General features: G+C 67.5%; 22 protein-coding genes. 6 read left to right on the top strand and 16 right to left on the bottom strand.

Translation table 11 applies throughout. The features are described 5' to 3' along the window. Positions 1 to 64 precede the first annotated feature (64 nt). The 3 genes from L810_RS26745 to L810_RS26755 all read right to left on the bottom strand — a co-directional run bounded on the left by L810_RS26745 (position 65) and on the right by L810_RS26755 (position 2,638). Positions 65 to 574, bottom strand: coding sequence for an OmpA family protein (locus L810_RS26745; RefSeq protein WP_021161431.1), 510 nt, complete (start codon positions 572 to 574; stop codon positions 65 to 67). Positions 575 to 659: 85 nt separating this feature from the next. Further along, positions 660 to 1,892: a diguanylate cyclase domain-containing protein gene (locus tag L810_RS26750; protein ID WP_021161432.1), complete on the bottom strand. Its 1,233-nt coding sequence runs from the start codon at positions 1,890 to 1,892 to the stop codon at positions 660 to 662. A gap of 32 nt (positions 1,893 to 1,924) precedes the next feature. After that, the gene (locus L810_RS26755; protein ID WP_021161433.1) at positions 1,925 to 2,638 is read right to left on the bottom strand and encodes a YfiR family protein; all 714 of its coding nucleotides are present in this window, start codon (positions 2,636 to 2,638) and stop codon (positions 1,925 to 1,927) included. A gap of 523 nt (positions 2,639 to 3,161) precedes the next feature. On the opposite strand from L810_RS26755, the gene L810_RS26760 reads away from it, so the two are divergent. Further along, complete coding sequence (locus L810_RS26760) at positions 3,162 to 4,523, top strand: hypothetical protein (RefSeq protein ID WP_226286341.1); 1,362 nt, start codon at positions 3,162 to 3,164, stop codon at positions 4,521 to 4,523. 142 nt (positions 4,524 to 4,665) lie between these two features. Continuing rightward, on the top strand, positions 4,666 to 5,907 hold the full coding sequence (locus tag L810_RS26765; protein ID WP_021161436.1) for an NAD(P)/FAD-dependent oxidoreductase: 1,242 nt from the start codon (positions 4,666 to 4,668) through the stop codon (positions 5,905 to 5,907). Positions 5,908 to 5,930: 23 nt separating this feature from the next. Here the strand turns inward: L810_RS26765 and L810_RS26770 are convergent, their stop codons facing one another. From L810_RS26770 to L810_RS26810, 9 genes are all read right to left on the bottom strand, one after another. Further along, positions 5,931 to 6,698, bottom strand: a complete 768-nt coding sequence (locus L810_RS26770) for a FadR/GntR family transcriptional regulator (protein WP_021161437.1) — start codon at positions 6,696 to 6,698, stop codon at positions 5,931 to 5,933. 68 nt (positions 6,699 to 6,766) lie between these two features. Further along, positions 6,767 to 7,657: an amidohydrolase family protein gene (locus L810_RS26775; protein ID WP_021161438.1), complete on the bottom strand. Its 891-nt coding sequence runs from the start codon at positions 7,655 to 7,657 to the stop codon at positions 6,767 to 6,769. A gap of 99 nt (positions 7,658 to 7,756) precedes the next feature. Then, a complete protein-coding gene (locus L810_RS26780; protein ID WP_021161439.1) occupies positions 7,757 to 8,698 on the bottom strand; it encodes an ABC transporter substrate-binding protein in 942 nt (313 codons plus the stop codon). Between the two features lie 80 nt (positions 8,699 to 8,778). Beyond that, entirely contained in the window at positions 8,779 to 9,816 is a 1,038-nt protein-coding gene (locus L810_RS26785; protein WP_021161440.1) for an ABC transporter permease, read from the bottom strand. 31 nt (positions 9,817 to 9,847) lie between these two features. Further along, on the bottom strand, positions 9,848 to 11,386 hold the full coding sequence (locus tag L810_RS26790) for a sugar ABC transporter ATP-binding protein (protein ID WP_021161441.1): 1,539 nt from the start codon (positions 11,384 to 11,386) through the stop codon (positions 9,848 to 9,850). Positions 11,387 to 11,398: 12 nt separating this feature from the next. Continuing rightward, positions 11,399 to 12,175 carry an SDR family oxidoreductase gene (locus L810_RS26795; protein WP_021161442.1) on the bottom strand — a complete coding sequence of 259 codons (777 nt, stop codon included), beginning with the start codon at positions 12,173 to 12,175 and terminating at the stop codon, positions 11,399 to 11,401. 59 nt (positions 12,176 to 12,234) lie between these two features. Next, entirely contained in the window at positions 12,235 to 13,512 is a 1,278-nt protein-coding gene (locus L810_RS26800; RefSeq protein ID WP_021161443.1) for an L-fuconate dehydratase, read from the bottom strand. Between the two features lie 23 nt (positions 13,513 to 13,535). Next, a complete protein-coding gene (locus tag L810_RS26805) occupies positions 13,536 to 14,378 on the bottom strand; it encodes an ureidoglycolate lyase (RefSeq protein ID WP_021161444.1) in 843 nt (280 codons plus the stop codon). A 43-nt stretch (positions 14,379 to 14,421) separates the two neighbouring features. Beyond that, positions 14,422 to 15,186: an SDR family oxidoreductase gene (locus L810_RS26810; RefSeq protein WP_021161445.1), complete on the bottom strand. Its 765-nt coding sequence runs from the start codon at positions 15,184 to 15,186 to the stop codon at positions 14,422 to 14,424. 666 nt (positions 15,187 to 15,852) lie between these two features. On the opposite strand from L810_RS26810, the gene L810_RS26815 reads away from it, so the two are divergent. From L810_RS26815 to L810_RS26830, 4 genes are all read left to right on the top strand, one after another. Continuing rightward, positions 15,853 to 16,143: a DUF3331 domain-containing protein gene (locus L810_RS26815; protein WP_021161446.1), complete on the top strand. Its 291-nt coding sequence runs from the start codon at positions 15,853 to 15,855 to the stop codon at positions 16,141 to 16,143. Positions 16,144 to 16,310: 167 nt separating this feature from the next. After that, positions 16,311 to 17,297, top strand: coding sequence for an oxidoreductase (locus L810_RS26820; RefSeq protein ID WP_021161447.1), 987 nt, complete (start codon positions 16,311 to 16,313; stop codon positions 17,295 to 17,297). Positions 17,298 to 17,511: 214 nt separating this feature from the next. After that, positions 17,512 to 17,811, top strand: coding sequence for a DUF4148 domain-containing protein (locus L810_RS26825; RefSeq protein ID WP_021161448.1), 300 nt, complete (start codon positions 17,512 to 17,514; stop codon positions 17,809 to 17,811). A 695-nt stretch (positions 17,812 to 18,506) separates the two neighbouring features. Beyond that, positions 18,507 to 20,459 carry an acyltransferase family protein gene (locus L810_RS26830; RefSeq protein ID WP_021161449.1) on the top strand — a complete coding sequence of 651 codons (1,953 nt, stop codon included), beginning with the start codon at positions 18,507 to 18,509 and terminating at the stop codon, positions 20,457 to 20,459. Positions 20,460 to 20,724: 265 nt separating this feature from the next. On the opposite strand, the gene L810_RS26835 is transcribed toward L810_RS26830, so the two are convergent. From L810_RS26835 to L810_RS26850, 4 genes are read right to left on the bottom strand one after another with little or no spacing between them, the layout of a single operon-like run. Further along, the gene (locus L810_RS26835) at positions 20,725 to 21,918 is read right to left on the bottom strand and encodes a TauD/TfdA family dioxygenase (protein ID WP_021161450.1); all 1,194 of its coding nucleotides are present in this window, start codon (positions 21,916 to 21,918) and stop codon (positions 20,725 to 20,727) included. Positions 21,919 to 21,940: 22 nt separating this feature from the next. After that, a complete protein-coding gene (locus tag L810_RS26840) occupies positions 21,941 to 22,897 on the bottom strand; it encodes an alpha/beta hydrolase (protein WP_021161451.1) in 957 nt (318 codons plus the stop codon). Between the two features lie 33 nt (positions 22,898 to 22,930). Next, positions 22,931 to 23,419: a thioesterase family protein gene (locus L810_RS26845; RefSeq protein WP_021161452.1), complete on the bottom strand. Its 489-nt coding sequence runs from the start codon at positions 23,417 to 23,419 to the stop codon at positions 22,931 to 22,933. A gap of 29 nt (positions 23,420 to 23,448) precedes the next feature. Further along, positions 23,449 to 24,414 (bottom strand): L-carnitine dehydrogenase, encoded by a 966-nt coding sequence (locus L810_RS26850; protein ID WP_021161453.1) that lies wholly within the window; start codon positions 24,412 to 24,414, stop codon positions 23,449 to 23,451. Between the last annotated feature and the right edge of the window lie 37 nt (positions 24,415 to 24,451).

Below are 24,451 nucleotides of genomic sequence, written 5' to 3' on the forward strand. Positions count from 1 at the left end.
CTCGCGGGGAGCAAACACCCGGGATTCCGCGGCACGCGCCGCGCCGCCCCGCCGAAACGAAACCTCACCGCGGCGAAACCACGATCGCCGCCCGCCGATTCTGCGCGCGGCCCGCCGGTGTCCGGTTGTCGCCCACCGGGTCGAGCTTGCCTTTCCCGACGACCGCGATGCGCTTCGGGTCCAGCCCGAGATCGACGAGCTCGATCGCCACCACCTCGGCACGCCGACGCGACAACTCGACGTCGTAGTCGTCCACGCCCTCTTCGTCCGTATAACCGTAGACCCGCACCCCGTTGATCCCGGCCGAATGGAGCGTGCGCCCGATCCGCTCGACGATCCGCCGCACATCGGGCTTGAGGTTGTAGCGATCGAAATCGAACAGGATCGGCCCGGTCGAGCCGAATTCGAAACCCTGCTGGGTTTCCTGGAAACCGGCCGACTTGAGCGCCGTGACCTGCGTCTGCGTCAGCCCGCGATGAAGCGGTGGCGTCTTGCAGCCGCCCAGCGCCATGCACAGCAGCAGCGCGCTCCAAACGCACGTACGCCCGATGCCCACCGGAAACGAGTGGTTCATGTCGCATCCCCTTCGAGTGCGCCCGCGCCGGGCGCGCTTGTTGTCATCCGCGGCTGCGGCCTCGCCCGCAGCGCGAAGCAATCGATCAAACCGGTCCCGCGACACCTTCGGCCAGCTGCCACGAGCCTGGCCGGGCGCGCTTGGCCCGGTACATCGCTGCATCCGCCGCGCGCAGCAAACCGCTCGCGTCCGATGCGTGGTCGGGATACAGCGCTACGCCGGCACTCATCATGGTGGCCACCATGCGGCCGTCGGACAGCTCGATCGACGGCGCCATGCCGGACAAGATCTCATCGGCGATCCGGCACACGCTGCCCGCTTCGGGCACCGCCGCCAGCATCACCGCAAATTCGTCGCCGCCGAGGCGGGCGACCAGATCGGTCTCGCGCACCTGCGTGCGCAGCCGCGACGCGACGCCGATCAGCACCGCGTCGCCTGCATCGTGACCGAGACAATCGTTGATCTCCTTGAAGCGATCGCAGTCGAGATACAGGATCGCGACCCGCTGGCCCGTCGCATTCGCGTCGCCGAGCGCGCGCGCCAGGCGCGACTCGAACTGCACGCGATTGGGCAGCCCGGTAAGCGCATCGTGCGTCGCCCTGTGTTCGAGCGACGCGTTTTCGTCGCGCAGCGTGTTCTGCCAGTCTTCGAATTCGTCGAGCAGCGCATTGAAGTCGTCGCCGAGCTCGTTCAGTTCCGCGATCGCCGCCGGCTCGACACGCCGCGCGAATGCCCGTTCGCGCCGCACCGCGTGCGCGACGCCGGCGAGCGCACGCAGCGGTGCGACGATGTTGCGCAGCAGGCGTTTCGAGCTCACATACGCGCCGAACACGCTGACGGCCAGGCAGCCGAGAATGCCGCCGATGCCGCCGAGCAGGAAGCCGAAGAACTGGTGCCCGCGGCCACGCACGACGACCTTCCCGACGACGATGCCGTCATGCACGACCGGCACCGCGACGGGCCCGGGCAGCGCGACGTCGGCCACGATGCGCTCGAGCCGCGCGATCCCGTTGCCGGCTGGCAACTGCCACGTCGCGAACGGCTGGCCGTTGCTGTCGGTGACGACGACCTGCGCGACGTCTTCCTCGCTCGCGATCATTCCGATCGCCTCGTTCGCCGCGACGCGATCGCCGAACACGAGCGCCGCCTCGACCGTATAACCGAGCGAGCGGGCCAGCAGGTTCAGGTTGTTGCCGGCATACGCACGCAACGCGATCACGGCGACGACGATCAACGACACGGCCGCCATCGCGACGGCGACGAACGCGAGGCGCAGGTGCGCGCGGCGCAGCACGCTTTGCAGCGTGGGGCGCGGCATGCGCGAAGGGGGCAGGTGGAGCAACGGCCGCATCATGGCGCCCCCGGCCGTCGTGCGAGATTCAGCACGTTCGGGTGCACGCGCACGCCGCTGCGCGCCACCGCATCGAGATTGATGTCGAACGACACGCGCTCGCCATCGACATTGAGACAGAACATGCCGCCCGCGGTGCAGGACGGATCGTGCTCCGCGATCGTCAGGACGGGATGGCCGGCCAGCGCGCTCCTGACGCGCGTTCTCTCGTCGTTGTTCAAGGTGCCGAGATACACGACGTCGCACGCGATGCCGAGCGACGGATCGTCGAAACGGACATGCTGCACGTCGAGCAGCGTCGAGCCGGCCTGCAGCGTATCGGTCAGGCCGCGCGCGTAGTCGGGGCGGCCGGTGACGCACAGGTGCAGGCGCACGGGCATGGTCGGCCAGCGCGTGAAGCTGACGATGCCGAGCACGACCTGACGCACGGCGGAGTCGTGTGACGAAACGGCGCGATCGGGTGTCGCCGCGGAATCGGCAGGGCTTGCGGCGGCGGCGATGTGCATGGTGTCGGACGGACCGTCCGTGTCGGCGGGTACCCCCGCGAGCACGGCCGGCGCCGCTCCCAGAACGCAAACGATTGCGAGAAGTGCGTGGCGCGGTGGAGCGGTACGGCCGGGCCGGCCCGTCTTCCGCGCGGCGATCGCCGCCGCGCACGTTGGCGTCGTTGCCGTCGCAAAACCGGCGGCCGCCGCGCACACTTTCGCATCCATGATGGCAACATCCGCTGGCGTCGCTCCGGCGCTGCCTCCCGCCTCCCTCCGTGCGCGAGCAGGCACCGTATCACGCGCACGATTGCTTCATCTTAGGTAAAAATCCGCGTGATCCACCAGTGGGAAACACCCGCTGGGAAGGGGGAGCAAGCACGCTGAATCCGCCTTGCTCGCAACGCCGCGCGTGAATGCGAACATCGTCTTCGATTCAGCGTCGGCGCCGCAGTATTGATCGGCGGATTGGCGCACCGGTTGTATCTTGGATTGCCTCGGTACGAACGGATCGATCGCGGCGGGATGTCTCGCGATGCGCCGTTCGCAATGGCGTGGCGACCACCCGATGAACGCGGCCGCGCATTCCCTCGAACGCGGTCCGTCGCATCCGGTGACGGCCCGCTGCCGAGAAAGCCACTGACGTAGAATGGCCGGCACCGTCGATTCTTACGACGAAACTGCACGTCATCTCACCTCGCTGATTCCAATGAACCTCATCGCCAGGATTTTCGGCGCGCGGCCACCATCCATGGCGCCCGCGCACACGGTCTACTTGCAGCAAGGCCAGGCGATGCCGCTCGCCGACGCGCTGCAGAAGGTCGCCGCGAGCCGCGACGTTGCGCTGCTCACGCAGGCGATCGGTCATTACTCGGGCTATGTTCGCGAAGCGGCGATCGCCCGAGCGGTCGAGCTTGGCGACAGCGCACTGCTCGAACCGATCGCCGCACGCATCAACGACTGGGTGCCCGAAGTGCGGCGCGCCGCGACGAACGCACTCGTCACACTGCTCGCGACCGTGCCGGCCGCGCACTTCGCCGCCCTGCTTCCGTCGTTGCGCCAGCTCACGTCGGCCACGCGCGAAGATCACGGCCCATGGCTGCACGCATTCGAACAGCGGCTGGTGCAGGCAGGCGGCGTCGATACGATCGTCGACGCGATGCACGCCCCGGACTTCCGGCTGCGCCGCGTCGCCTGCCTCGTGGCATTCGATCACCGGATCCTGCCGGCTGCCGAACTGGTCACGCACGGCCTGACCTCCGGCGACATCGTGCTCGCCCGACGTGCGGTGGCGATGCTCGACGACGTGCCGGCAAGCGATCGCATGCGCTGCATCGATCTCGCGGCCGACTCCCCGTTCGGCCCGGTTCGCCGCGCCGCACTCGTTCACGTGATCGACCAGGGCATCGACGACGGCGCCGAGGCGTTCCTGTGGCGGTCAACGCTCGATTCGCAAGGCAGCTTGCGCGCCGCGGCGGCCCGGTTGCTCACCGAACTCGGCCGGAATGTCGCGGACCGCTGCGTTGCGCTGCTCGATACGGGCTCGTTGTCCGGAACTCGGGTTCGCGCGGCGCTGTCGTTGCTCGCCGAACTGCGTGCGCCCGCCGCAATAGCGACGATGGAGCGGTTCTCGACGGATGCGCGCAGCCCGGTTCGTGCACACGCACTCGTGCTGCTAGCTCGCTTGTCGCCATCGATCCGGGACGAGGTGGCCGCGCGCGCGCTGCTGGACCCCGCCCGCAGGATTCGCAAAACCGCGGTGCGCCTGTGCGAGCAAGGCGCATTCGTCTCGCTCGCGCAAATCGAACAGGTGCTCGAGCGATACGGCGATCGCCATGCCGCACGTGCGATCTGCTCACGGGATCAGTGGGACAGTCTCGTGTGCATCGTGCTGATTGCCGCACGCAATGAGCAACCGGACGATCCGGACGACGCGCTGACGCGCGACCTGCAAACGTGGCTGCGCAATCCCGTCTCGATGTGGACGCGCCCCGGCGCGGCGCAGCGCGCGATGCTCGACACACCGCAAGCAACACGCCTGCTGGCGAGGGTCGCACGCGATCATCGCGAGGAGCTGCGCACCCGGCTCCTGGAACACGGAATCGAGATCTGACGCGCGAGCGGCCGACAACTCGCCGCCCGCAACACGCCCCGCGCCGTCGCGAGTATGCTTGCAGTTCGAACGAATTCCCGTTCGGGCGAAACAACCGCCACGATCTCGCGCTCTCCCGGCTAACCGTCACTCACCACCACAGATGGACTTCGACGTCATCGTTCTCGGCGCCGGCATCGTCGGCGTCTCCGTCGCACTGCACCTGCAGGATCGCGGACGCAAGGTCGCCCTCGTCGATCGCGGTGCGCCCGGCGAAGGCACGAGCTTCGGCAACGCGGGGCTGATCGAGCGCTCGTCGGTCGAGCCGTATCCGTTCCCGCGCAGCCCGTTCACGCTGATGCGCTACGCGCTGAACCGCTCGACCGATCTCTACTGGCACAGCGCGTCGCTGCCCGCGTTCGCGCCGTGGCTCGCGCGTTTCTGGTGGGAATCGGCGCCGCTGCGCCACGCGGCAGCTTCACGCGACATGCTGCCGCTGATCGAACGCTGCATCGTCGAGCACGACGCGCTGATCGCACGGGCCGGTGCCGGCGAACTGATCCGCGCGAACGGCTGGCTGGAAGCGTTCCGCACGCCCGCCGCATTCGAACGCGGCGTGGCCGAGGCCGGCCTCACCGCACGCCGCCACGGGCTCGGCATCACGCCGCTCGATGCCGCCGCGCTGCTCGCGCACGAACCGAGCCTCGCCCCCGGCTTCTGCGGCGCGTTGCACTGGCTCGATCCGAAAAGCGTCGTCGATCCGGCCGCGCTCGTCAAAGCGTATGCGCATCTGTTCGTGCAAGGCGGCGGCACGCTGCTGACTGGCGACGCCGCGAGCCTCGACGCACTCTCGCCCGGCTGGCAAGTGAACACGCAGGACGGCACGGCCGCCGCGCCGGCTGTCGTCGTCGCGCTCGGCCCGTGGTCCGATACGGTGTTCGGCAAGTTCGGCTACAAGATCCCGCTGCGCGAGAAGCGCGGTTATCACATGCATTACGCGCCGTCCGCGCGCGGCGTGCCGTCGGCGCCGATCGTCGATCGCGAATACGGCTACGTGATCGCACCGATGAAGCGCGGGCTGCGGCTGACGACCGGCGTCGAGATCGCGCGGCGCGGGCTTCCGCCAACGGGCGTGCAGTTGGAACGCGCGGAACGCGTCGCGCGCCCCGTGTTCGGTTTCGGCGAGCGGCTCGACCCGCAACCGTGGCTCGGCTTCCGGCCGTGCACGCCCGACATGCGCCCGGTGATCGGCCCCGCGCCCGCGCATCGCGGGCTGTGGTTCGCGTTCGGGCACAACCATCACGGGCTGACGCTCGGCCCCGTCACGGGCCGCCTGCTGGCCGAGATGATGACGGGCGAAGCGCCGTTCACCGATCCGGCGCCGTATCGCGCGGATCGCTTCTGACCGCGCAGCGCATCGACGCGCGCTCAGTCGAGCGCGCGCCCGAAGATGCGGATCACTTCGTCGAGGTGCTCGGCCATCGCGCGGCGCGCGGCGTCCGGGTCGCGCGCGCGGATCGCATCGAGGATCGCGCGGTGTTCCAGTTCCGATCGGTGCGGCATGTCGTTCGGCATGTACAGCGACTGCAGCCGCTGGAACATCAGGTCGTACTTGTGCGCGAGCAGCTGCTTGATCATCAGCGCATACGCGGCGTTGTCGCTCGCTTCCGCGATGCGGATATGAAACAGCCGGTCGCCCGGATGCGTGAGCGAGCCGCTGCGGTTGTCTTCCTGGTTGCGCAGGAACGCCTCGTGGATACCTTCGATCTGCTCGTCGGAGCCGTGCTTCGCGGCAAGCGACGCGGCTTCCGGCTCGATCAGCCGGCGCGCCTGCAACAGCGCGAACGGCGGGATTTCGGTATCGAGATCGAGTGCGATGCCGAGTTCGGGATCGATCTCGATGACCGTGAACGGCGCGGCCTTCCCTGCCAGGCCGGGTGCGGGTTCGGGTGCGGCGGCCGTTTCGGGGTGGCGCACCTTCACGCCGTCGCCGACGCGTACGCTGACGAGCCCGCTCACTTCGAGCGCGATCAGCGCTTCACGCACCGACGTGCGCGACACGCCGAACTGTTCGGCCAGTTCGCGCTCGGGCGGCAGGTAACTGCCCGGCGGAAAATCGCCGGACTCGATCATCGCACTGAGCTTGTCGGCGATCTGCTGGTACAGGCGGCGGTTCTGGATCGGCTGGATGGACATACGTTGATGCTGGTGATCGGTTGCATTGCGGACGGCCCGGCGAAGCGCACGGGCCGTTCGCGCCTATTTTATATGCCGCGCTTCGCATCGCCCGGCACCGCGTAACAACGCGCCGCCGTCCCGCCCCACAGCGCGCCGCGCTCGGCCGCCGACAGCCGCGATTCGGCCCAGCGCTCGACGATCGACGCGACTTCGTCATACGACGCGGCCAGCAGGCACACCGGCCAGTCCGACCCGAACATCAGCCGCTGCGGGCCGAACGCGTCGAGCGCCGCGTCGAGGCACTGCTCGATATGCCGGACGTCCTTCCCGCGCAGGCCGCGCTTCCAGTCCGCTTCCGTCACGAGCCCCGACAGCTTGCACGCGACGTGTGGCAGCGCGCCCAGCTCGCGCAACGCGGCGCGCCAGCGCGCGAGCGCCGATTCGTCGCGCTCGAATTCGGCCAGCGCGGGCTTGCCGGCGTGATCGAGCACGAGCCAGTGCGCGTCGTGCCGTGCGCAGAACGCCTGCACGTCCGGCAACTGGCGCTCGAACACAAGCACGTCGTACACGTAACCGTTCGCCTGCAGCCACGCGATGCCGCGGTTGAAGCCGGGATCGGCGACGAACGCGCCGGCGTCGGCTTCGTCCTGCACCTGGTGACGGAAGCCACGCAGCTTCGGGCTGCGCCATTCGGCGACGCGCTCGGCAAGCTGCGGCGCGGCAAGATCCTCCCAGCCGACCACCGCCGCGATGTGCGCGTCGTCGCGGGCGAGATCGAGCAGGAACGCGGTCTCGTCGCGCCCGGCGCGCGCCTGCATCGCGATCGACGCGCCGAGCGCCTGCGCATGCATCAGCGGCCGCAACGCGTCGGGCAGGTAGTCGCGCGCGAGCACCTCCATGCCGGGGCCGATCCACGGATAGTCGGCCGCGCGATAACGCCAGAAGTGCTGATGGGAGTCGATACGCACTGCGCCCATGGTGTCCTCGTGTTCTGCTCAGGCGGCCACTCGCGCCGCCGCGCCGCCGCGCCGCCGCACATGCTACGCGCCGCGCGCGGCGGCGCCGTGGCACGGCGTTCAGTCGTACAGCACTGCCGCGATCTTCGGATCGTCGATATTGGTCTTGTCGTACCAGTAGAAACCGGTATCGATGACCTTCGGCAGCTTCTCGCCCTTGATCGCCTTCACGGCCGCCTCGACCGTCTTGTAGCCGATCCCGATCGGGTTCTGCGTGATCGCGCCGGCCATCAGCCCGCTGCGGATCGCGTCCTTCTGCTGCTTGCCCGAATCGTAGCCGACGATCACGACCTTGCGCTTCATTTCACGCACGCCGTTGACCACGCCGATCGCCGAGCCTTCGTTGGTGCCGAACAGCCCCTTGAGCTTCGGGTACCCCTGCAGGATCGACTTCGTCACCTCGGTCGACTTCAGCTGGTCGCCTTCGCCGTACTGCACGGTCACGACCTGCACCTTCGGGTGCGCCGCCTTCATCCGCTCGAGAAAACCGTCGCGGCGGTCGATGCCGGTGCGGCTCGTCTGGTCGTGCGCGACCACGGCCACTTCGCCCTCGTCGCCGATCAGCGCGGCGAGCTTGTCGGCGGCCAGCGCGGCGGCGGCCTTGTTGTTGGTCGCGGCCGTCGTCACCGGGATGTCGCTGTCGACGCCCGAGTCGAATGCGATCACCGGGATCTTCTCGGCCTGCGCCTTCTTCAGCAGCGGCAGCGCGGCCTTGCTGTCGAGTGCCGCGAAGCCGAGCGCGGCCGGCTTCTTCGCGATCGCGGCCGACAGCATGTCGATCTGCTTGTCGACCATCGCCTCGGTTTCGGGCCCTTCGAACGTCACCTTCACCTTGTAGTCCTTCGCGGCCTGCGTCGCGCCCGATTTCACGGCCTGCCAGAACTGATGCTGGAAGCCCTTCGAGATCAGCGGGATGTAGGCTTCCTGCGCGTGCGCACCGGCCGTGACGCCGACGGCGAACGTCAGCCCGACGATCGCGTTCAACACCTTGCTCCTGATCACTTCGCGTCTCCTTTTTTCGTATCGACTGGAACGACTGGAACGCCGGCCGGAACCGGCGGTGAAGCACATGCCTGCGTGCATCAGCGGCGCCGCCGGCGCAGGATGTCGACGTAGACGGCCAGGATGATGATCACGCCCGTCACGACCGTCTGCCATTCCTGCGCGACCGACATGATGCGCAGGCCGTTGGTCAGCACGCTCATGATGAACGCGCCGATGATGGTGCCGACGATGCTGCCCGCGCCGCCCGACAGCGACGTGCCGCCGATCACGACGGCCGCGATCGCATCGAGCTCGTAGCCCTGCCCGAGCGCCGGCTGCGCGGAGTTCAGCCGCGACGCGATCAGCAGCCCGGCGATCCCGCACACCGCGCCGCTGAACGTGTACACCGCGATCTTCCACGCGTCGACGTTCACGCCGGACAGCCGCAGCGCCTCCTCGTTGCTGCCGAGCGCGAACGTGTAGCGGCCGAAGATCGTGCGGTTCAGCACGATCGACGCGCCGATCGCGACGAGGAACAGGATCAGCACCGCGTTCGGGATCGGCAGCGCCGGAATGAGGTTGCCGATCAGCGAATCCTGCGCGATCGACGTGAAGCCCGGCGTGTCGTTGAAGTAGATCGGCCGCGTGCCCGAGATCACGAGCGACAGCCCCTTGAGCAGCATCATCATGCCGAGCGTCGCGATGAACGGCGGCACCTTCATCTTCGCGATCACGAAGCCCGATACGCAACCCGACAGCGCGCCGAAAAACAGCGCGGCCAGGATCCCGAGCGGCAGCGGCATGCCCCACTTCGTCAGCACGACGCCGGCCATCACCGCGCAGAACGTCATCAGCGTGCCGACCGACAGGTCGATGCCCGACGTGATGATCACGTAGGTACACGCGACCGCCAGCACGCCGTTCACGGCGGTGGCCTGCAGGATCGTGACGAGGTTGTCGACTTCGAGGAAGTTCGGCGACGCGAAGCTGAAGAACACGATCAGCAGCACGAGGCTCGCGAACGCGAGCAGCTTCTGGCGCGCGGCGGGGTTGAAGAAGCGCGACTTCAGGCTCGATGCGCCGGCAGGCGTATCGCCGGACGCGAGGGGCGGAACGGGATGCGTATCGTTGGACATGATCGGATAGGCGTATGGATCGGCGTCTGAATCAGGACAACACGGTCGACTCGCGCTGCGTCGCGAGCTGCATGATCTTTTCCTGCGTGGCGTCGGCCGCGCGCAGCTCGCCGGTCACGCGCCCCTCGCACATCACGAGAATCCGGTGGCTCATGCGCAGCACCTCGGGCAGTTCCGACGAGATCATCACGATCGCCTTGCCGTCGGCGGCCAGCGCGTCGAGCAGCTTGTAGATCTCGCTCTTCGCGCCGACGTCGATGCCGCGCGTCGGCTCGTCGAAGAACAGGATGTCGCAGTCGCGCAGCAGCCACTTCGCGATCACGATCTTCTGCTGGTTGCCGCCCGACAACAGGCGTGCGGGCTGCGCGACCGACGGCGTGCGGATCGCGAGCTGCCGCACATACGCGTGTGCGGTGTCGCGCATCGCGCGCGCGTCGAGAAACACGCCACGGTGCACGAAGCGACGCATGCTCGACATGGCGATGTTGTTCTGCACGTCCATCCCGACCGCGAGCCCGAAGTGCTTGCGATCCTCGGACAGATAGCCGATGCCGTGCTTCACCGCATCGGCCGGCGTGCGGATCGTCACGGTCTTGCCGTGCACGCGGATCTCGCCCGCGTCGATCGGGTCGGCGCCGAACACCGCGCGCGCGACCTCGGTGCGGCCCGCGCCCATCAGCCCCGCGAAGCCGAGGATCTCGCCGCGCCGCAGCGTGAAACCGACGTCGCGGATCGCGCGGCCGCGCGACAGCCCGCGCACTTCGAGCGCGACGTCGTTCGCGGACGTATCGGGCGGCGTGCGGAATTCCGTCGCGAGCTGGCGGCCGACCATCATCGCGATGATCGCGTCCATCGACGTATCCGCCATCGGCACGGTCGCGACGTACTTGCCGTCGCGCATCACGGTCACGCGATCGGCGATCTGGCGCAGCTCGTCCATCTTGTGCGAGATGTAGACGATGCCGACGCCGTTCGCGCGCAGGTCGCGGATGATGCGGAACAGCTCGGCGATCTCCGCGTTGTTGAGCGCGGCGGTCGGCTCGTCCATGATCAGCACGCGCGAGTCGAACGACAGTGCCTTCGCGATCTCGACCATCTGCTGCTTCGCGACCGTCAGCCGGCCGACCGGCGTGCGCGGGTCGAGATCGAGCCGCATCCGCCGGAAGATCGCGGCGGCATCGCGATTCAGCGTGTCTTCGTCGACGAACACGCCGAAGCGGCCGCGCGGCTCGCGGCCGATGAAGATGTTCTGCGCGACGCTCAGGTGGTTCATCAGGTTCAGTTCCTGATGGATGATGCCGATCCCGAGCGCCTGCGCGGCGCGCGGATCGGCGATCTCCACCGCACGGCCGTCCATCCGGATCTCGCCGCCGTCGCGCTGGTACACGCCCGCGAGGATCTTCATCAACGTCGATTTGCCGGCGCCGTTCTCGCCCATCAGCGCATGCACTTCGCCGGCACGCAGGTCGAAACGGCAATCGTCGAGCGCCTGCACGCCCGGGAAGCGCTTGCCGATGCCGGTCAAGGCGATCAGCGGCGGCGCGGCAGTCAGGTTCGGGTCGGGTTGCATGGAGCGCGGCCCTCAGCTGATCGCACGGTCGAGATGCGTATAACCGCCGTCGACGAACAGCCACTGGCCCGTCGTGTGCGATGCGCGTGCCGACAGCAGGAATACGGCCGTATCGGCGATCTCGTCGGCCGTCGTGAAGCGTTTGCCGAGCGGCACCTTGCCGGCGATGCCCGCCAGCTTCGCGTCGGGGTCGTCGAAACCGGCGAGCCAGTTGCGGTAAAGCGGCGTCATCACCTCGGCCGGAATCACCGCGTTCACGCGCACGCCGTCGTCGCGCAACGCAACGGCCCATTCGCGTGTCAGCGCGAGTTGCGCGCCCTTCGACGCGCAATAGCCGCTCGTGTTGCCCTGGCCGGTCACGGCCGTCTTCGACGAGACGTTGACGATCGCGCCGCGCGTCGCCTTCAGGTGCGGCACGCAGTAGTGCGCCATCACGTAGTAGTGGATCAGGTTGCGCTCGAGCGACGCGACGAACGCATCGCGACCGGCATCGAGCCCGACACCGTCGTTGACGCCCGCGTTGTTGACGAGGCCGTCGAGACGACCGAAGCGCGCGACGGTCTGCGCAACCGCGTCGCGGCACTGTGCATCGTCCTGCAACTCGACCGACATGCACGCGGCCTGCGGCTGCTTCTGCACGAGTGCGCGCCAGAACGCATCGTCGGGCGCGTGGCGCGCGAACACCACCGGAATCGCGCCTTCTTCGGCAAGCCGCATCGAGATCGCGGCACCGATGCCCGATGCGCCGCCGGTCACGATCACGACCTTGTGTTGCAGATTCAAATCCACTTCGCGTCTCCGTCGTTCAAGTTGTCGGCGCGCACGACGCGCGTCGCGCGCGCCGTGCCTCAGCCCCGGAACCGGTACTGCTCCAGCGATTCGGGTTTCATCTCGATCGAGAAACCGGGCGCCGTCGGCGGCATGTAGGCCGCGCCGCGCACGATGCACGGTTCGACGAAATGCTCGTGCAGGTGATCGACGTACTCCGTCACGCGCCCTTCCTTCGTGCCGGAAATGCACACGTAGTCGATCATCGACAGGTGCTGCACGTATTCGCACAACCCGACGCCGCCCGCATGCGGGCAGACGGGCAGCCCGTACTTCGCGGCCATCAGCATCACCGCGAGAATCTCGTTCACGCCGCCGAGCCGGCACGCATCGATCTGCACGACGTCGATCGCGCCGCGCGCGATGAACTGCTTGAACAGGACGCGGTTCTGGCACATCTCGCCGGTCGCGACCTGCACGGGCGCGATCGCTTCGCGGATCGTGCGATGCCCTTCGACATCGTCGGGGCTCGTCGGCTCCTCGATGAACCACGGCCGCGCGAACGCCAGCTCGCGCACCCAGTCGATCGCCTCGTCCACTTCCCACACCTGGTTCGCGTCGATCATCAGCTTGCGGTCCGGGCCGATCACTTCGCGCGCGATCGTCACGCGGCGGATATCGTCCTCCAGGTTCGCGCCGACTTTCAGCTTCACGTGGTCGAACCCGGCTTCGACGGCTTCGCGGCACAGCCGCCGCAGCTTGTCGTCGCTGTAGCCGAGCCAGCCGGCCGACGTCGTGTAGCACGGGTAGCCGTCGCGCTCGAGAATCGCGATCCGTTCGGCCTTGCCCGGCGCCTGCCTGCGCAACAGGTCGAGCGCTTCGTCCGGCGTCAGGCAGTCCGTCAGGTAGCGGAAGTCGATCGCGCGCACCAGTTCCTCGGGGCTCAGGTCGGCAACGAGCCGCCATAACGGCTTGCGTTCGGCTTTCGCCCACAGATCCCACACCGCGTTGACGACGGCCCCCGTCGCCAGATGAATCGCCCCCTTGTCGGGGCCGATCCAGCGCAACTGGCTGTCCGACGTGACGTGCCGCCAGAAGCGGCCCATGTCCGCGCGAATCCAGTCGAGGTCGAGGCCGACGACGAGGTGACGCATCGCATCGATCGCCGCGCAGCAGATCTCGTTGCCGCGCCCGATGGTGAACGTGAGGCCGTGACCTTCGAGCCCGTCGCGGTCGGTTTCGAGCACGACGTACGCGGCCGAATAATCGGGGTCCGGGTTCATCGCATCGGAGCCGTCGAGCTGGCGCGAGGTCGGGAAGCGCACGTCGAGGACGCGCATCGATCGAATGATAGGCATGACGAATCGTCCGCGAAAGGGAATCAGGCCTGCACGGTGCGCTGGCGTTGCTCGCCGAGCCCGTCGATACCGAGCGTGATCATCTGCCCGGCGCGCAGATAGACGGGCGGCTTCTGCCCGAGGCCGACACCCGGCGGCGTGCCGGTCGAGATCACGTCGCCCGGCTGCAGGCTCATGAAGCGGCTCAGGTAGCTGATCAGGTGCGGCACGCGGAACACCATCGTCGCGGTCGTGCCGTTCTGGTAGCGATGGCCGTCGACGTCGAGCCACAGCCGCAGCGCATGCGGATCGGGCACTTCGTCGGCCGTCACGAGCCACGGGCCGAGCGGCCCGAACGTGTCGTTGCCCTTGCCCTTGTCCCACGTGCCGCCGCGTTCGAGTTGGAATTCACGCTCCGACACGTCGTTCACGACGCAGTAGCCCGCCACGTGCGACAGCGCGTCGGCTTCCGCGATATAACGACCGCCCTGGCCGATCACCACGCCGAGTTCGACCTCCCAGTCGGTCTTCTCCGAGCCGCGCGGAATCTCGACGTCGTCGTTCGGCCCCGAGATCGCGCTCGTCCACTTGCCGAACACGACGGGCTCCTTCGGCACTTCCATCCCCGATTCGGCCGCGTGGTCGGAATAGTTGAGCCCGATGCAGATGAACTTGCCGACGCGCCCGACGCACGCGCCGAGCCGCGGCGTGCCTTCGACCCGCGGCAGCGACGACGGCGGAATGTCGCGCAACCGCGCGAGCGAGGCCGGCGCCAGCGCATCGCCGGCGAGATCGTCGATCACGCCCGACAGGTCGCGGATGTGGCCCTGCGCATCGAGCAGGCCCGGTTTTTCATGGTGTTTGTCGCCAAATCTCAGCAGTTTCATGTCGTCTTGAACGGAAATGGAAAGTGAACGGAGAAAGGCGCGGTCAGTTCGACCAGCCGCCGTCGATCAAATGGATCGCGCCAGTCGTGAACGACGCCTCGTCGGACGCGAGGTACAGCGCGAGCGCGGCCACTTCGTCCGCGGTGCCGATGCGGCCGATCGGCTGGCGCGCGACGAACGCCTGGCGCACCTCGTCGGCCGACACGTCGCGCATGCGCGCCTGGTCCGCGATCCGCTGCTCCAGCGACGGCGATTCGATCGTGCCCGGGCAGATCGCGTTGCAGCGGATGCCGCGCTCGACGAAATCGGCGGCCACCGCCTTGGTCAGGCCGATCACGGCCGCCTTGGTCGTGCCGTAGACGAAGCGGTTCGGCACGCCCTTCACGCTCGACGCGGCCGACGCCATGTTGATGATCGACGCGCCGCCCGCTTCGAGCATCGCGGGCAGCAGCGCGCGAATCAGGCGATACATCGACGTGACGTTCAGGTTCAGCGAGAACGCCCATGCGTCGTCGTCGCAGTCGAGGATCGAGCCGTGGTGGACATAGCCCGCGCAGTTGAACAGCACGTCGAACGCGCGCTCGTTCGCGGCAAGTGCCGCGACGTCCTGCGCATCGGTGACGTCGAGCCGCCGCGTGGCCAGCCGGCTGCCCGCGCGTTCGGCGTCGGCCTCGAGCCGCACGAGCGCGGCTTCGTTGATGTCGGTCGCCAGCACGTCGGCGCCCTCGCTCGCGAACCGCAGCGCGGTCGCGCGGCCTATACCCTGCCCGGCCGCCGTCACCAGCGCGCGTTTGCCCTGCAATCTCATGAGCGACTCTCCCGAAAAAAACCGACCACCCGTCGGCCGATTGGCACAAAGGACTAAAGGTCCAACCAATCATAGGAGCCGACTTTGCGTTTGTCACGAAATCGGAATTCAGTATTTACCCGGGCGTGGAAATCGGGCGGTCGAGCGAGCATCCGGCATTCGACGGCCCGCCGGCGCCTGTCCCGGGATCCGCGCACACCCAATACCGACGGGCCGTCCAGCCGTTTATCCAGACACGCCCCGGCGCGGCGCTGCGCCAAACTGGCGAAAAAGTCATGTTCGCGTCAGGGTCTCAACGGGATGCGCGCGCCATCATGACGTACCGGACTGCGCTACCGGTCCATCGCCTCCCCGCCCGCGTTCGATCCCTGCGGGCACCTCCGTCCCCCGGCGATGGGCTCCGTGACTGGGCGAGCAGACACGGCGCGCAGGCCGATTTCCCGCCCCGGACTTCATGTCCGGGGCGTTTTTGTCTTTGGTTTTCCAAGAAAATAAGCGTGGATTGTTTCTAAATCGGCAAAAGGTAATTTGAGCCAGACAGGATGTTTTTTCCGGTCACAGACGCTTACATTTAGCGCACCACTCATGGAAACCGCTACGGATTCGCCATCGGGTAGTGACATCCACTGCCACGGCCGAACCGCACGAGCTTTAGGAAACGGCAAAATGAAGGCCTCCAAATCCCTGCCTGTGCTCGATCCCGCCGACGTCCACGTCGAAATTCTCGAACGCTCCGATACGCTACTCGTCGTCCGCTGGGTCGAGCCCGGCCGCTGTCACTACGGTGAACAGCGCTGGCGCCGCCGCTTCGCGCAACGCACCGGCACGTGCGCGCTGTCGCGCCAGGTCATCCAGCGCGGCGACGAAGTCTTCCGCCCGGCCGAACGCCCGGCGCCCGCGAACGCGGCCGCGATGATCTCCGCCGCCGAAGTGCTCGCGCTGGCCGGCGGCAGGTAAATCCTGCCGGCCGCGCATCGCGGCATGCGGTGCCTCACGATGCGCAAGCCCTAGAAGCGCCGGTCTAATTCCCCTGCTTGTCTGCCACGACCACGCGCACTATCGTTACACCACTCGATGTAACGATTACGTGCCGCGGCCATCCGGTCGCGCCGATGGAGGCAGACATGCATGCATGGAGCGCGCGCCACGTGCCGGCGCAGGGCGGCAAGGTCGCGGTCGTGACCGGTGCCAATAGCGGGCTCGGCTGGCAACTCGCGGAAACGCTGGCCGCGAAAGGCGCGACCGTCGTGATGGGCTGCCGCGACGCGGCCCGCGCCGCGCAGGCCGCCGATGCGATCCGCCGGCTCCATCCCGATGCCCGCGTCGAAGTCGACGCGCTCGACCTCGCCGATCTCGCCTCGATCGCACGCTTCGCCGCCGATGTGGCCGAACGCCATGGCCGCGTCGATATCCTCTGCAACAACGCCGGCGTGATGTTCCTGCCGCTGCGCCATACGCGCGACGGCTTCGAGATGCAGTTCGGCACCAACCACCTCGGCCATTTCGCGCTGACCGGCCATCTGCTGCCCGCGCTGCGCGCCGCACGCCGGCCGCGGGTCGTGACGATGTCGAGCGGCCTCAACCGCGGCGGCCGGATCCGCGTCGACGACCTGCGCGCCGAGCGCCGCTACAACCGTTATCTCGCCTATTGCGACAGCAAGCTCGCGAACCTCGTGTTCGCGATCGAACTGCAGCGCCGTTTCGAGTGCGCGGCGTTCGCCGGGATCAGCGTGGCCGCGCACCCGGGCTACGCGGCAACCAACCTGCAGTTCGCGGGCCCGGCGATGGACAGCTCGCCCGCGCGTGCGGCGCTGATGCGGGCCGCGAACCGTTATCTCGCGCAGCCGGCCGACCAGGGGGCGCTGCCCGCGATTCATGCGGCGACCGCGCCCGATCTCGCGGGCGGCGCGTATATCGGGCCGTCCGGCTGGTTCGAGTCGCGCGGGCTGCCGGCGCCCGCGAGCGTGCCACGCGCGGCCCGCGACGTGGGATCGGCGGCGTTGCTGTGGGAGGCATCGGAAGCCGCGACGGGCGTGCGCTTCCTCAGCTCGGGCGCGCCGGCCGGACGTTCGCCGGGCCGGCCGTTCGACGCGGCGGCCGAGGCGCGCTGAAATGCGTGCCGGCCTCCGCAACATTCTTCATACTTGTTGCACCAACCGATAAGAAAGCCCGTTGAAAGCCTGAGTCGACGCGCCACTGTTACTGCCCAGGAAACAATCTATCGTCAAAATCAGCGTTTACCCTGAACCTTCCGATGACTAAGATTTGATCAATCGCTTAAGACATGGTGTCGAGAGCGAACTCAATAAAACACCGGAGGTCATCATGAAATCGCTCGTTTCCGCAGTCGTTGCCGCTGCCGCCCTGTCCGCTTCGTTCGGCGCATTCGCCCAAAGCACCGTGACCCGCGCGCAAGTGAAGAACGAACTGGTTCAGCTCGAACAAGCCGGCTACAAGCCGGGCCTGTCGAGCCCGTACTACCCGAACGACATCCAGAGCGCCGAAGCGCGTGTTCATGGTGCCGACACCAGCGGCTACGGCGCGCAACCGGCTCCGGCCGTTCACTCGGGCGCCCCGGCCGCAACGTCGTCGAACGCTCGCGACTCGATCTTCTTCGGCCAGTAAGCCGATGCGCCCCCGACGGGCGCCGCGCGCAGCGCGATGAAGAAACATCAGGACGAGCCCCCTTGCGGGGCTCGTCCTTTTTTATGAAACGCATACCTCCGCCGCCCGGCAGCGGGTGGCTTCGCCCGGGCGCCTCGCGTCCGGGCGCTTTTTCGTTTGCGAAGCCCCGCAGCGAGCACGATCGCCGAAGCAAGGCCGGGGCGAATCCGGGTCACCCTGCGCCCGGCCGCAACCGAAGACTGTTCAACGACGTATCCCGCGTCTCGATTGCCCCGTCTCGTCAACCGAGAATGTCGCTTCACCGGCCGACGGACCGGCACGCACGGCACCTGACAGCCATCCAACCGAAGTGTCGAGTTTCGTCTGCGCACCCGAATTACTCGGGACACACGGCTGGAGCCGATAAAAAAACTGGCGCTGCTGCCCGTCGAGCCCTCTCGAAAGCCAACGCACAAGGTACGGCAATTTTCCGTTCAAGTTTTCAGCGTCGCTGCCGATAGGTAGTGAGTCATTTCCGCGGCCGAGGTCGACCGTGAGATCGCGTTCAGTCAAATGATCGTCGACTTCGCGGGGCAAATCCGCAGGACTTGGATACGACGGGGTGCCTCGCCGCAGAGCGAGCGAATTTCGACAATTCAATACCAGTCCGACTTTCCCGTGCCAGGGCAGATCGGATCAGAACAACAACGACCAATATGGATTTGTTACGGGGTGGCGTCGGCAGCGAACCGACGCCAGGGACGCTTTACGCGTCCAAAAGTCATTCGTTTCCGCGGAACAGCACAGCCGACTATCGGCGCGACATCGACGGGCTTCGCGCGGTTTCCGTTCTCGCCGTTCTCCTGTTCCACGCATTTCCCGCGCTGTTACCGGGCGGCTTCGTCGGCGTTGACGTGTTCTTCGTGATATCGGGCTACGTCATCACGAAACACGCGTTGCGCGAACTCGATGCCGGCACATTCAGTTTTTCCGGTTTCTACGCGCGAAGGATTCGGCGGATCTTCCCTGCACTGCTGCTCGTTTTCGTCGGGCTGTACGCATTCGGCTGGCAGACCATGCTGCCGGAAGAGTTCAAGCAACTCGGCAAGCACATCGCCGGCGGCGCCGCCTCCGTCGCGAATCTGGTCTTTTGGCACGAGGCGGGTTATTTCGACGTTTCCGCGGAACAAAAGCCGCTCCTTCACCTGTGGTCGCTCGGCGTCGAGGAGCAGTTCTATCTCGTATGGCCCGTGCTGCTGGTCGGCGCGTGGCGCCTGAGAAGTTCGCCCTTCTGGCCGATTGCGATCGTGGGCCTCGGCTCGTTCCTGATGAGCGTGCTCACGCTGTCGCACGATCCGGTCGGCGCATTCTATTCGCCACTGACGCGTGCGTGGGAGCCGATGCTCGGGGCATTCCTCGCGGTCAGGCACCACACTGCCGGCGAGCGGCTGCCATCGATCGCCTCGGCCAACGTGAAGGCGGGTATCGGCATCGCGTTGTTGGCCGCGTCCGTCGCCCTCATCGACCCATCCCTGCCATTTCCGGGTGGGCTGGCGCTGGGCCCGACCGTTGCAGCGTATCTGTTGATCGACGCCGGTTCCCGCTCGCCGCTCGCGCAGCGCGCACTAGGCGGCCGGCCGCTGGTGACGATCGGTCTCATCAGCTATCCGCTCTACCTGTTTCACTGGCCATTGTTGTCGGCGCTCCGGATCATGAGTAGCGGCACCACGCCGGCGTTGTCGCGTGCCCTCGCATTGCTGGCCTGTTTTCCGCTGGCGTTTCTGACGTATCGGTATATCGAGACGCCGATCAGAAAATCGCGTTATCCGAGACTGATTGTCTCGACGCTGATCGTCCTGATGGCGGGGTGCGCCTTTGCGGGCTACAACGATTATTCGCGAGGCGGCCTGGAATTCCGCATGTCGCGGTTGGTTGGCGCCTTTGCCGATGGTGTTGATTTTGACCGGGACCGGATCTGGCGCCGAGGGCAATGCTATCTCGAGGGGGACGATCGAGGATTCAGCCCGGCTTGCGTGGATGGCGGGTCAGGGCCGGTCGTCATGCTTTGGGGCGACTCGCGTGCCGCGGCGCTGTCTCCGGGGCTCCGCAGTGCGAGCGCCGAGCGGGGCATTCGATTTGCGCAATTGAGTACGTCGGGTTGTCCGCCGCTGATCGATGGTGGCAGTGAAAGATGCCGGGATTCGAACGCGCGCGTACTTGAACTCGTGCATACGGTAAAGCCGGCGACAGTGCTGCTGACGGCGAACTGGAGCTCCGACCGGCTGCAGGCGCTGCCAGGTACGATCGGCGCTTTACGGGCCGCCGGCGTCAAGCGGATCGTGCTGATTGGCCAGGTCGCCACCTGGCAAAGCGCTCTGCCCAAGTTGTACTGGCTTTACTGGCGTGAACATCATCAGACGTTACCCTCTCGGACAGACTTCGGGCTCGATCCGGCATCGAAGCGCTACGATCGGGAAGGCGCGGCGATGGCATCGCAACTCGGAATCGAGTATGTCTCGGCTTACGATGCGATGTGCGATGCCCGAGGATGCATTACGCGCGCCGGCATCGGGCGGGGCAGCATCGTCATGTTTGATGACTCGCACTTGACGCCGCAGGGCGCCGTCGCAGTGTCCGATCGCATCGCGTCAACCTTGTTCGGGAAATAGGCATCGCCGCGCAAGTTTCGCCGGAACTCGAAACGGAGCGCCAACATTCGATTTCAAGCACAAGGAATCCGGTCGTTCCATCGGCTGAATGACCGGACCTCCCGAATTGATCACGAGGCGCGGTCCGCCTTTCGGCAAGCGTTGCACACGAAACGTGGAGCCCCGGCCATCTGCCGACCGATCGGTACGTCGTTTTCGATGTACCCATCGGCCAGCCCGCACGCCACCCCGGACCGCGCCGGCACAACCTGGCAATTCCGTTGTCTCAACAACGAGCCCGCGCCGACGCCGAACGCGACAGCACGCGCCACCGCGACAGCAATTCGTCGCGATCGACGTAGCAGCCCTGCAGATGCCGGCGGCCGGTCGACGGATCGAACTCGGTGCGCGCATGCAGCACGCGCCGATTGTCGAACGCCCACATGTCACCCGCCCGCAGCCGGCGCTGCACGCGAAAGCGCGGCTCGCGCGCAAGCACGAGAAACCGCCGGTACGCGCGATAGACGGCCGCGACCGAGCCGGCCGGCGCATCGAGCGGCCCGCGCAGGAAGTTCGCGACGCGCACCTCGGTCACGTTGCCGCGCGCATCGAGCCCGATCACCGGCGCCGAGCAGCGATAGTCGCTGTTCGCACTCTTGTTCCAGAACTCGAACGGCGTCGACGCGAGTTGCTCGAAATCGGCCGGATGCTCGCGCCGCAGCGCATCCGCCAGTGCGAAGCCGTCGAGGAACACGCTGTCGCCGCCGGTCGCATCGTTCGCCAGGCAATGCAGGAACTGCACGCCCGGCTGCAACTCGCGGGTCGGCAGATCGGTATGCGGCGGCAGGTTCAGCGACGTATACGCATTGCTGTCCGGGCGCGGCTTCGATTCGACGTCGAACAGCACACCGAAATTGCTCTCGCGGATCAGGCCGACGCGGCGCGCGATCTCGTCGACGCGCCCGCGCTCGGCCGGCACGCCTTCGACGAGCGTCAGCCCGGTGCGCTGCAACGCGGCGAGCCATGCGAGCAATGCGCCGTCGTCCTCCATCACGTCGCGCCACGCGAACACGCCGATGGCCGTCGCATCGTCGCCGGCCCACACGTGCCGCCCGTGCGCGGCCTGGCGCTCGGCGCGCGACGCGTCGTCGTACGCATGCGCGCGCAACCATCCCGGTGACCACGCGCTGCGATGTCCGTCGTTCCACTCGACATGCAGCGCGCCGTCGGCTTCGATGTGCACCGCGCGCGCGGCGAGATCCTCGCGCGCGTCGGCGATCTCGAACACCTGTTCACGCGTGACGGCATGCACGCATGCGGAGCACGCGCAGTTGTCGCGCAGCCAGTCGAAATGAAACGGCGATCGTCGTGTGTCGCTCCACTCGACGTCCACCGCTGAGTCGCCAATCGCGACCGCCGCAATGGTCGCGTCGACCGAAAACGTCCGCCAGTCCTCGATACGGTGTTGCGCTGCCTGCATCGTTGCCTCCCGGAAACGCCCGCTACGCGTGTGGTGCGAGCAGAAACCCGCCGACCGTCCGGTGCATCCGCGCCGCCTGCGGGCTCGTTCCGAGCGCGCGCCAGCAGCCGTGCACCAGCCCCTCTCCCATCCAGTAGTGCGCGGCACCGCCGGCCGCGCGAATCCGTTCGACGTACACGCGCGCATCGTCGCGCAGCGGATCGTGTTCGGCGCCGATCGCGAGAACGGGCGGCAGGCCGTCGAAACGCGCCGCCGCGAGCGGCACCGACGCGCGCAACAGCGGATTGCCGTCTCCCAGCGCATCGGACAAGTCGCCGTTCCAGTACAGCGCGCGATAACGATGGACATCGTCGAGCGTCAGCATCGGCGCGTGCGCTTCCGTTTCGCGCGCCGGCGATTGCGGTTCGAACCCGAGCATCGGATAGACGAGCGCGATGCCGTCGACACCGCCTTCGCCCGCATCGCGCAACGCGGTGGCCACGGCCGCCGCGAGCATGCCGCCCGCGCTGTCGCCCGCGAGCGTCAGCGGATGCGCGCACGGCCCGAACGGCCAGCGCGCGTCGCGTGCGGCGCGCGTGACGGCCAGGCAATCTTCGAGCGCGGCCGGCGCGCGATGCTCTGGCGCCAGCCGGTAGTCGACCGCGATCACGTCGAGCCCCGTATCGGCCGCCAGTTGCGCGGTGATCAGCGCATGACTGTCGAGCGAGCCGACGACGAAGCCGCCGCCATGCAAGAACAGCACCGTGCCGCGCGGCGCACCCTGCGCGGACGTGTAGCGCCGCAGCGCGATCGCGCGGCCGTCAGGCGCCTGCCAGACGGCGTCCTGCTGCACGATGCCGGTCGGCAGCGCGGCCGGCGTCCATTCGGCCGCGAAGCGGTCGTAGAGGCGGCGCTGCTCGGCGGGCGCGCGTTCGGCCGCGTCGGCCGGATACCACGCGTCGACGGCAGCGACGAACGCCGCGATTTCCGGTTCGAGCATCGTGTGCGCTCCGCGCTTGAAGGTTCGCGCCCGCTATCGGCGCGGCGGCAGCGCGATCACGCGGCCCGCATACGCGGGTGCCGCGCAATCGCGCTGCAACGCATGCAGCCCGGCCACGCGTGCGGCCACGTCGTCGTCGAACGGCGCCGATTTCGCGCCGTCGCGCGTATCGACGTGCAGCAGCATCTGCTCGCTCGCCGATACCGCGTCGTCATGCCCGTCCGCGAACAGCTCGAGATACAGGTGCAGCCGCTTCGCGTCATGCGCCAGCACGCGCGCATCGACACGCACCTGCGTGCCCTCCTTGATCTCGTGCAGGTAGTTCACGTGCGCTTCGAGCGTGTAGACCGAGCGGCCCCGCTCGCGGCGCGCGGCGTCGTCGAGGCCGATGCGATCCAGCAGCGCATCGGTCGCGAAGCTGAAGATCAGCAGGTAGAACGCATCGCGCAGGTGGCCGTTGTAGTCGACCCATTCGGGCCGCACCACGTCGCGGTATATCGTCAGCGGGGTATCGCCGGTCATCGCCTTCAGTCCTTTAGTGCTTTAGTCCCTTAGTCCTCGAATCGCATCCCGTGCCGCGCCTTCACCGCGGCGATCGACTTCAGCACCTCGGTGATGCACTCGTCGCGATAGCGTTCGAGTTCCTTGATGCTGCGCGTGCCCTGCTGTTCGGTCGTGCCTTCGACGACGCTGTCGATCAGCGCATCGGTGAGCGTGGGCGCGACCAGCTTCGTCCACGGCAGTTCGAGCGCGGGGCCGAATTGCTGCATGAAGTGTCGCATGCCCGCGTCGCCGCCGGCGAGCGTGTAGGTCAGGAAGGTGCCCATGAACGACCAGCGGATGCCCGCGCCGAAGCGGATCGCGTCGTCGATCTCGCCGGTCGTCGCGACGCCTTCGTTGACGAGGTGCAGCGCCTCGCGCCACAACGCCTCGAGCAGCCGGTCCGCGATGAAGCCCGGCACTTCCTTGCGTACGTGCAGCGGCCGCATGCCGAGCTTGCGATAGATCTCCATCGCGCCTTCGACCGCTTCCGGCGACGTGCGCGCGCCGCCGAGCACCTCGACGAGCGGCAACAGGTAGACGGGATTGAACGGGTGGCCGACCACGCAGCGCTCCGGATGCGTCGCCCGCGCGTAGAAATCCGTCGGCAGCAGGCCCGACGTCGACGACGCGATGATCGCGTCGGGTTTCGCCGCGCGGCTGATCTGCTCGTGCAGTTCGAGCTTAAGCGCCTCGCGCTCGGGCGCGCTTTCCTGGATGAAATCGGCATCGGCGACGCATGCTTCGATCGTCTCCACGAAACGCAGCCGCGCGGGATCGGCGCCGGGCGCGAGGCCGACGCGCTCGAGCGCGGGCCACGCGTTCGCGACGTTCGCGCGCAGCCGTTCCTCCGCGCCCGGCGCGGGGTCCCAGACGACCACGTCGAGACCGTGCGCGAGCGCGCGGGAAATCCATCCGCTGCCGATCACGCCGGTGCCGATGGCGGCGAACGTCTTGATGTCGGTCTTCACAGCCATGTCAACGCATCCTTCAAATCAGGGGAAATCGGTGGGC

It is taken from the genome of Burkholderia sp. AU4i, from assembly GCF_000466765.1.
Lineage (GTDB): Bacteria > Pseudomonadota > Gammaproteobacteria > Burkholderiales > Burkholderiaceae > Burkholderia > Burkholderia cepacia.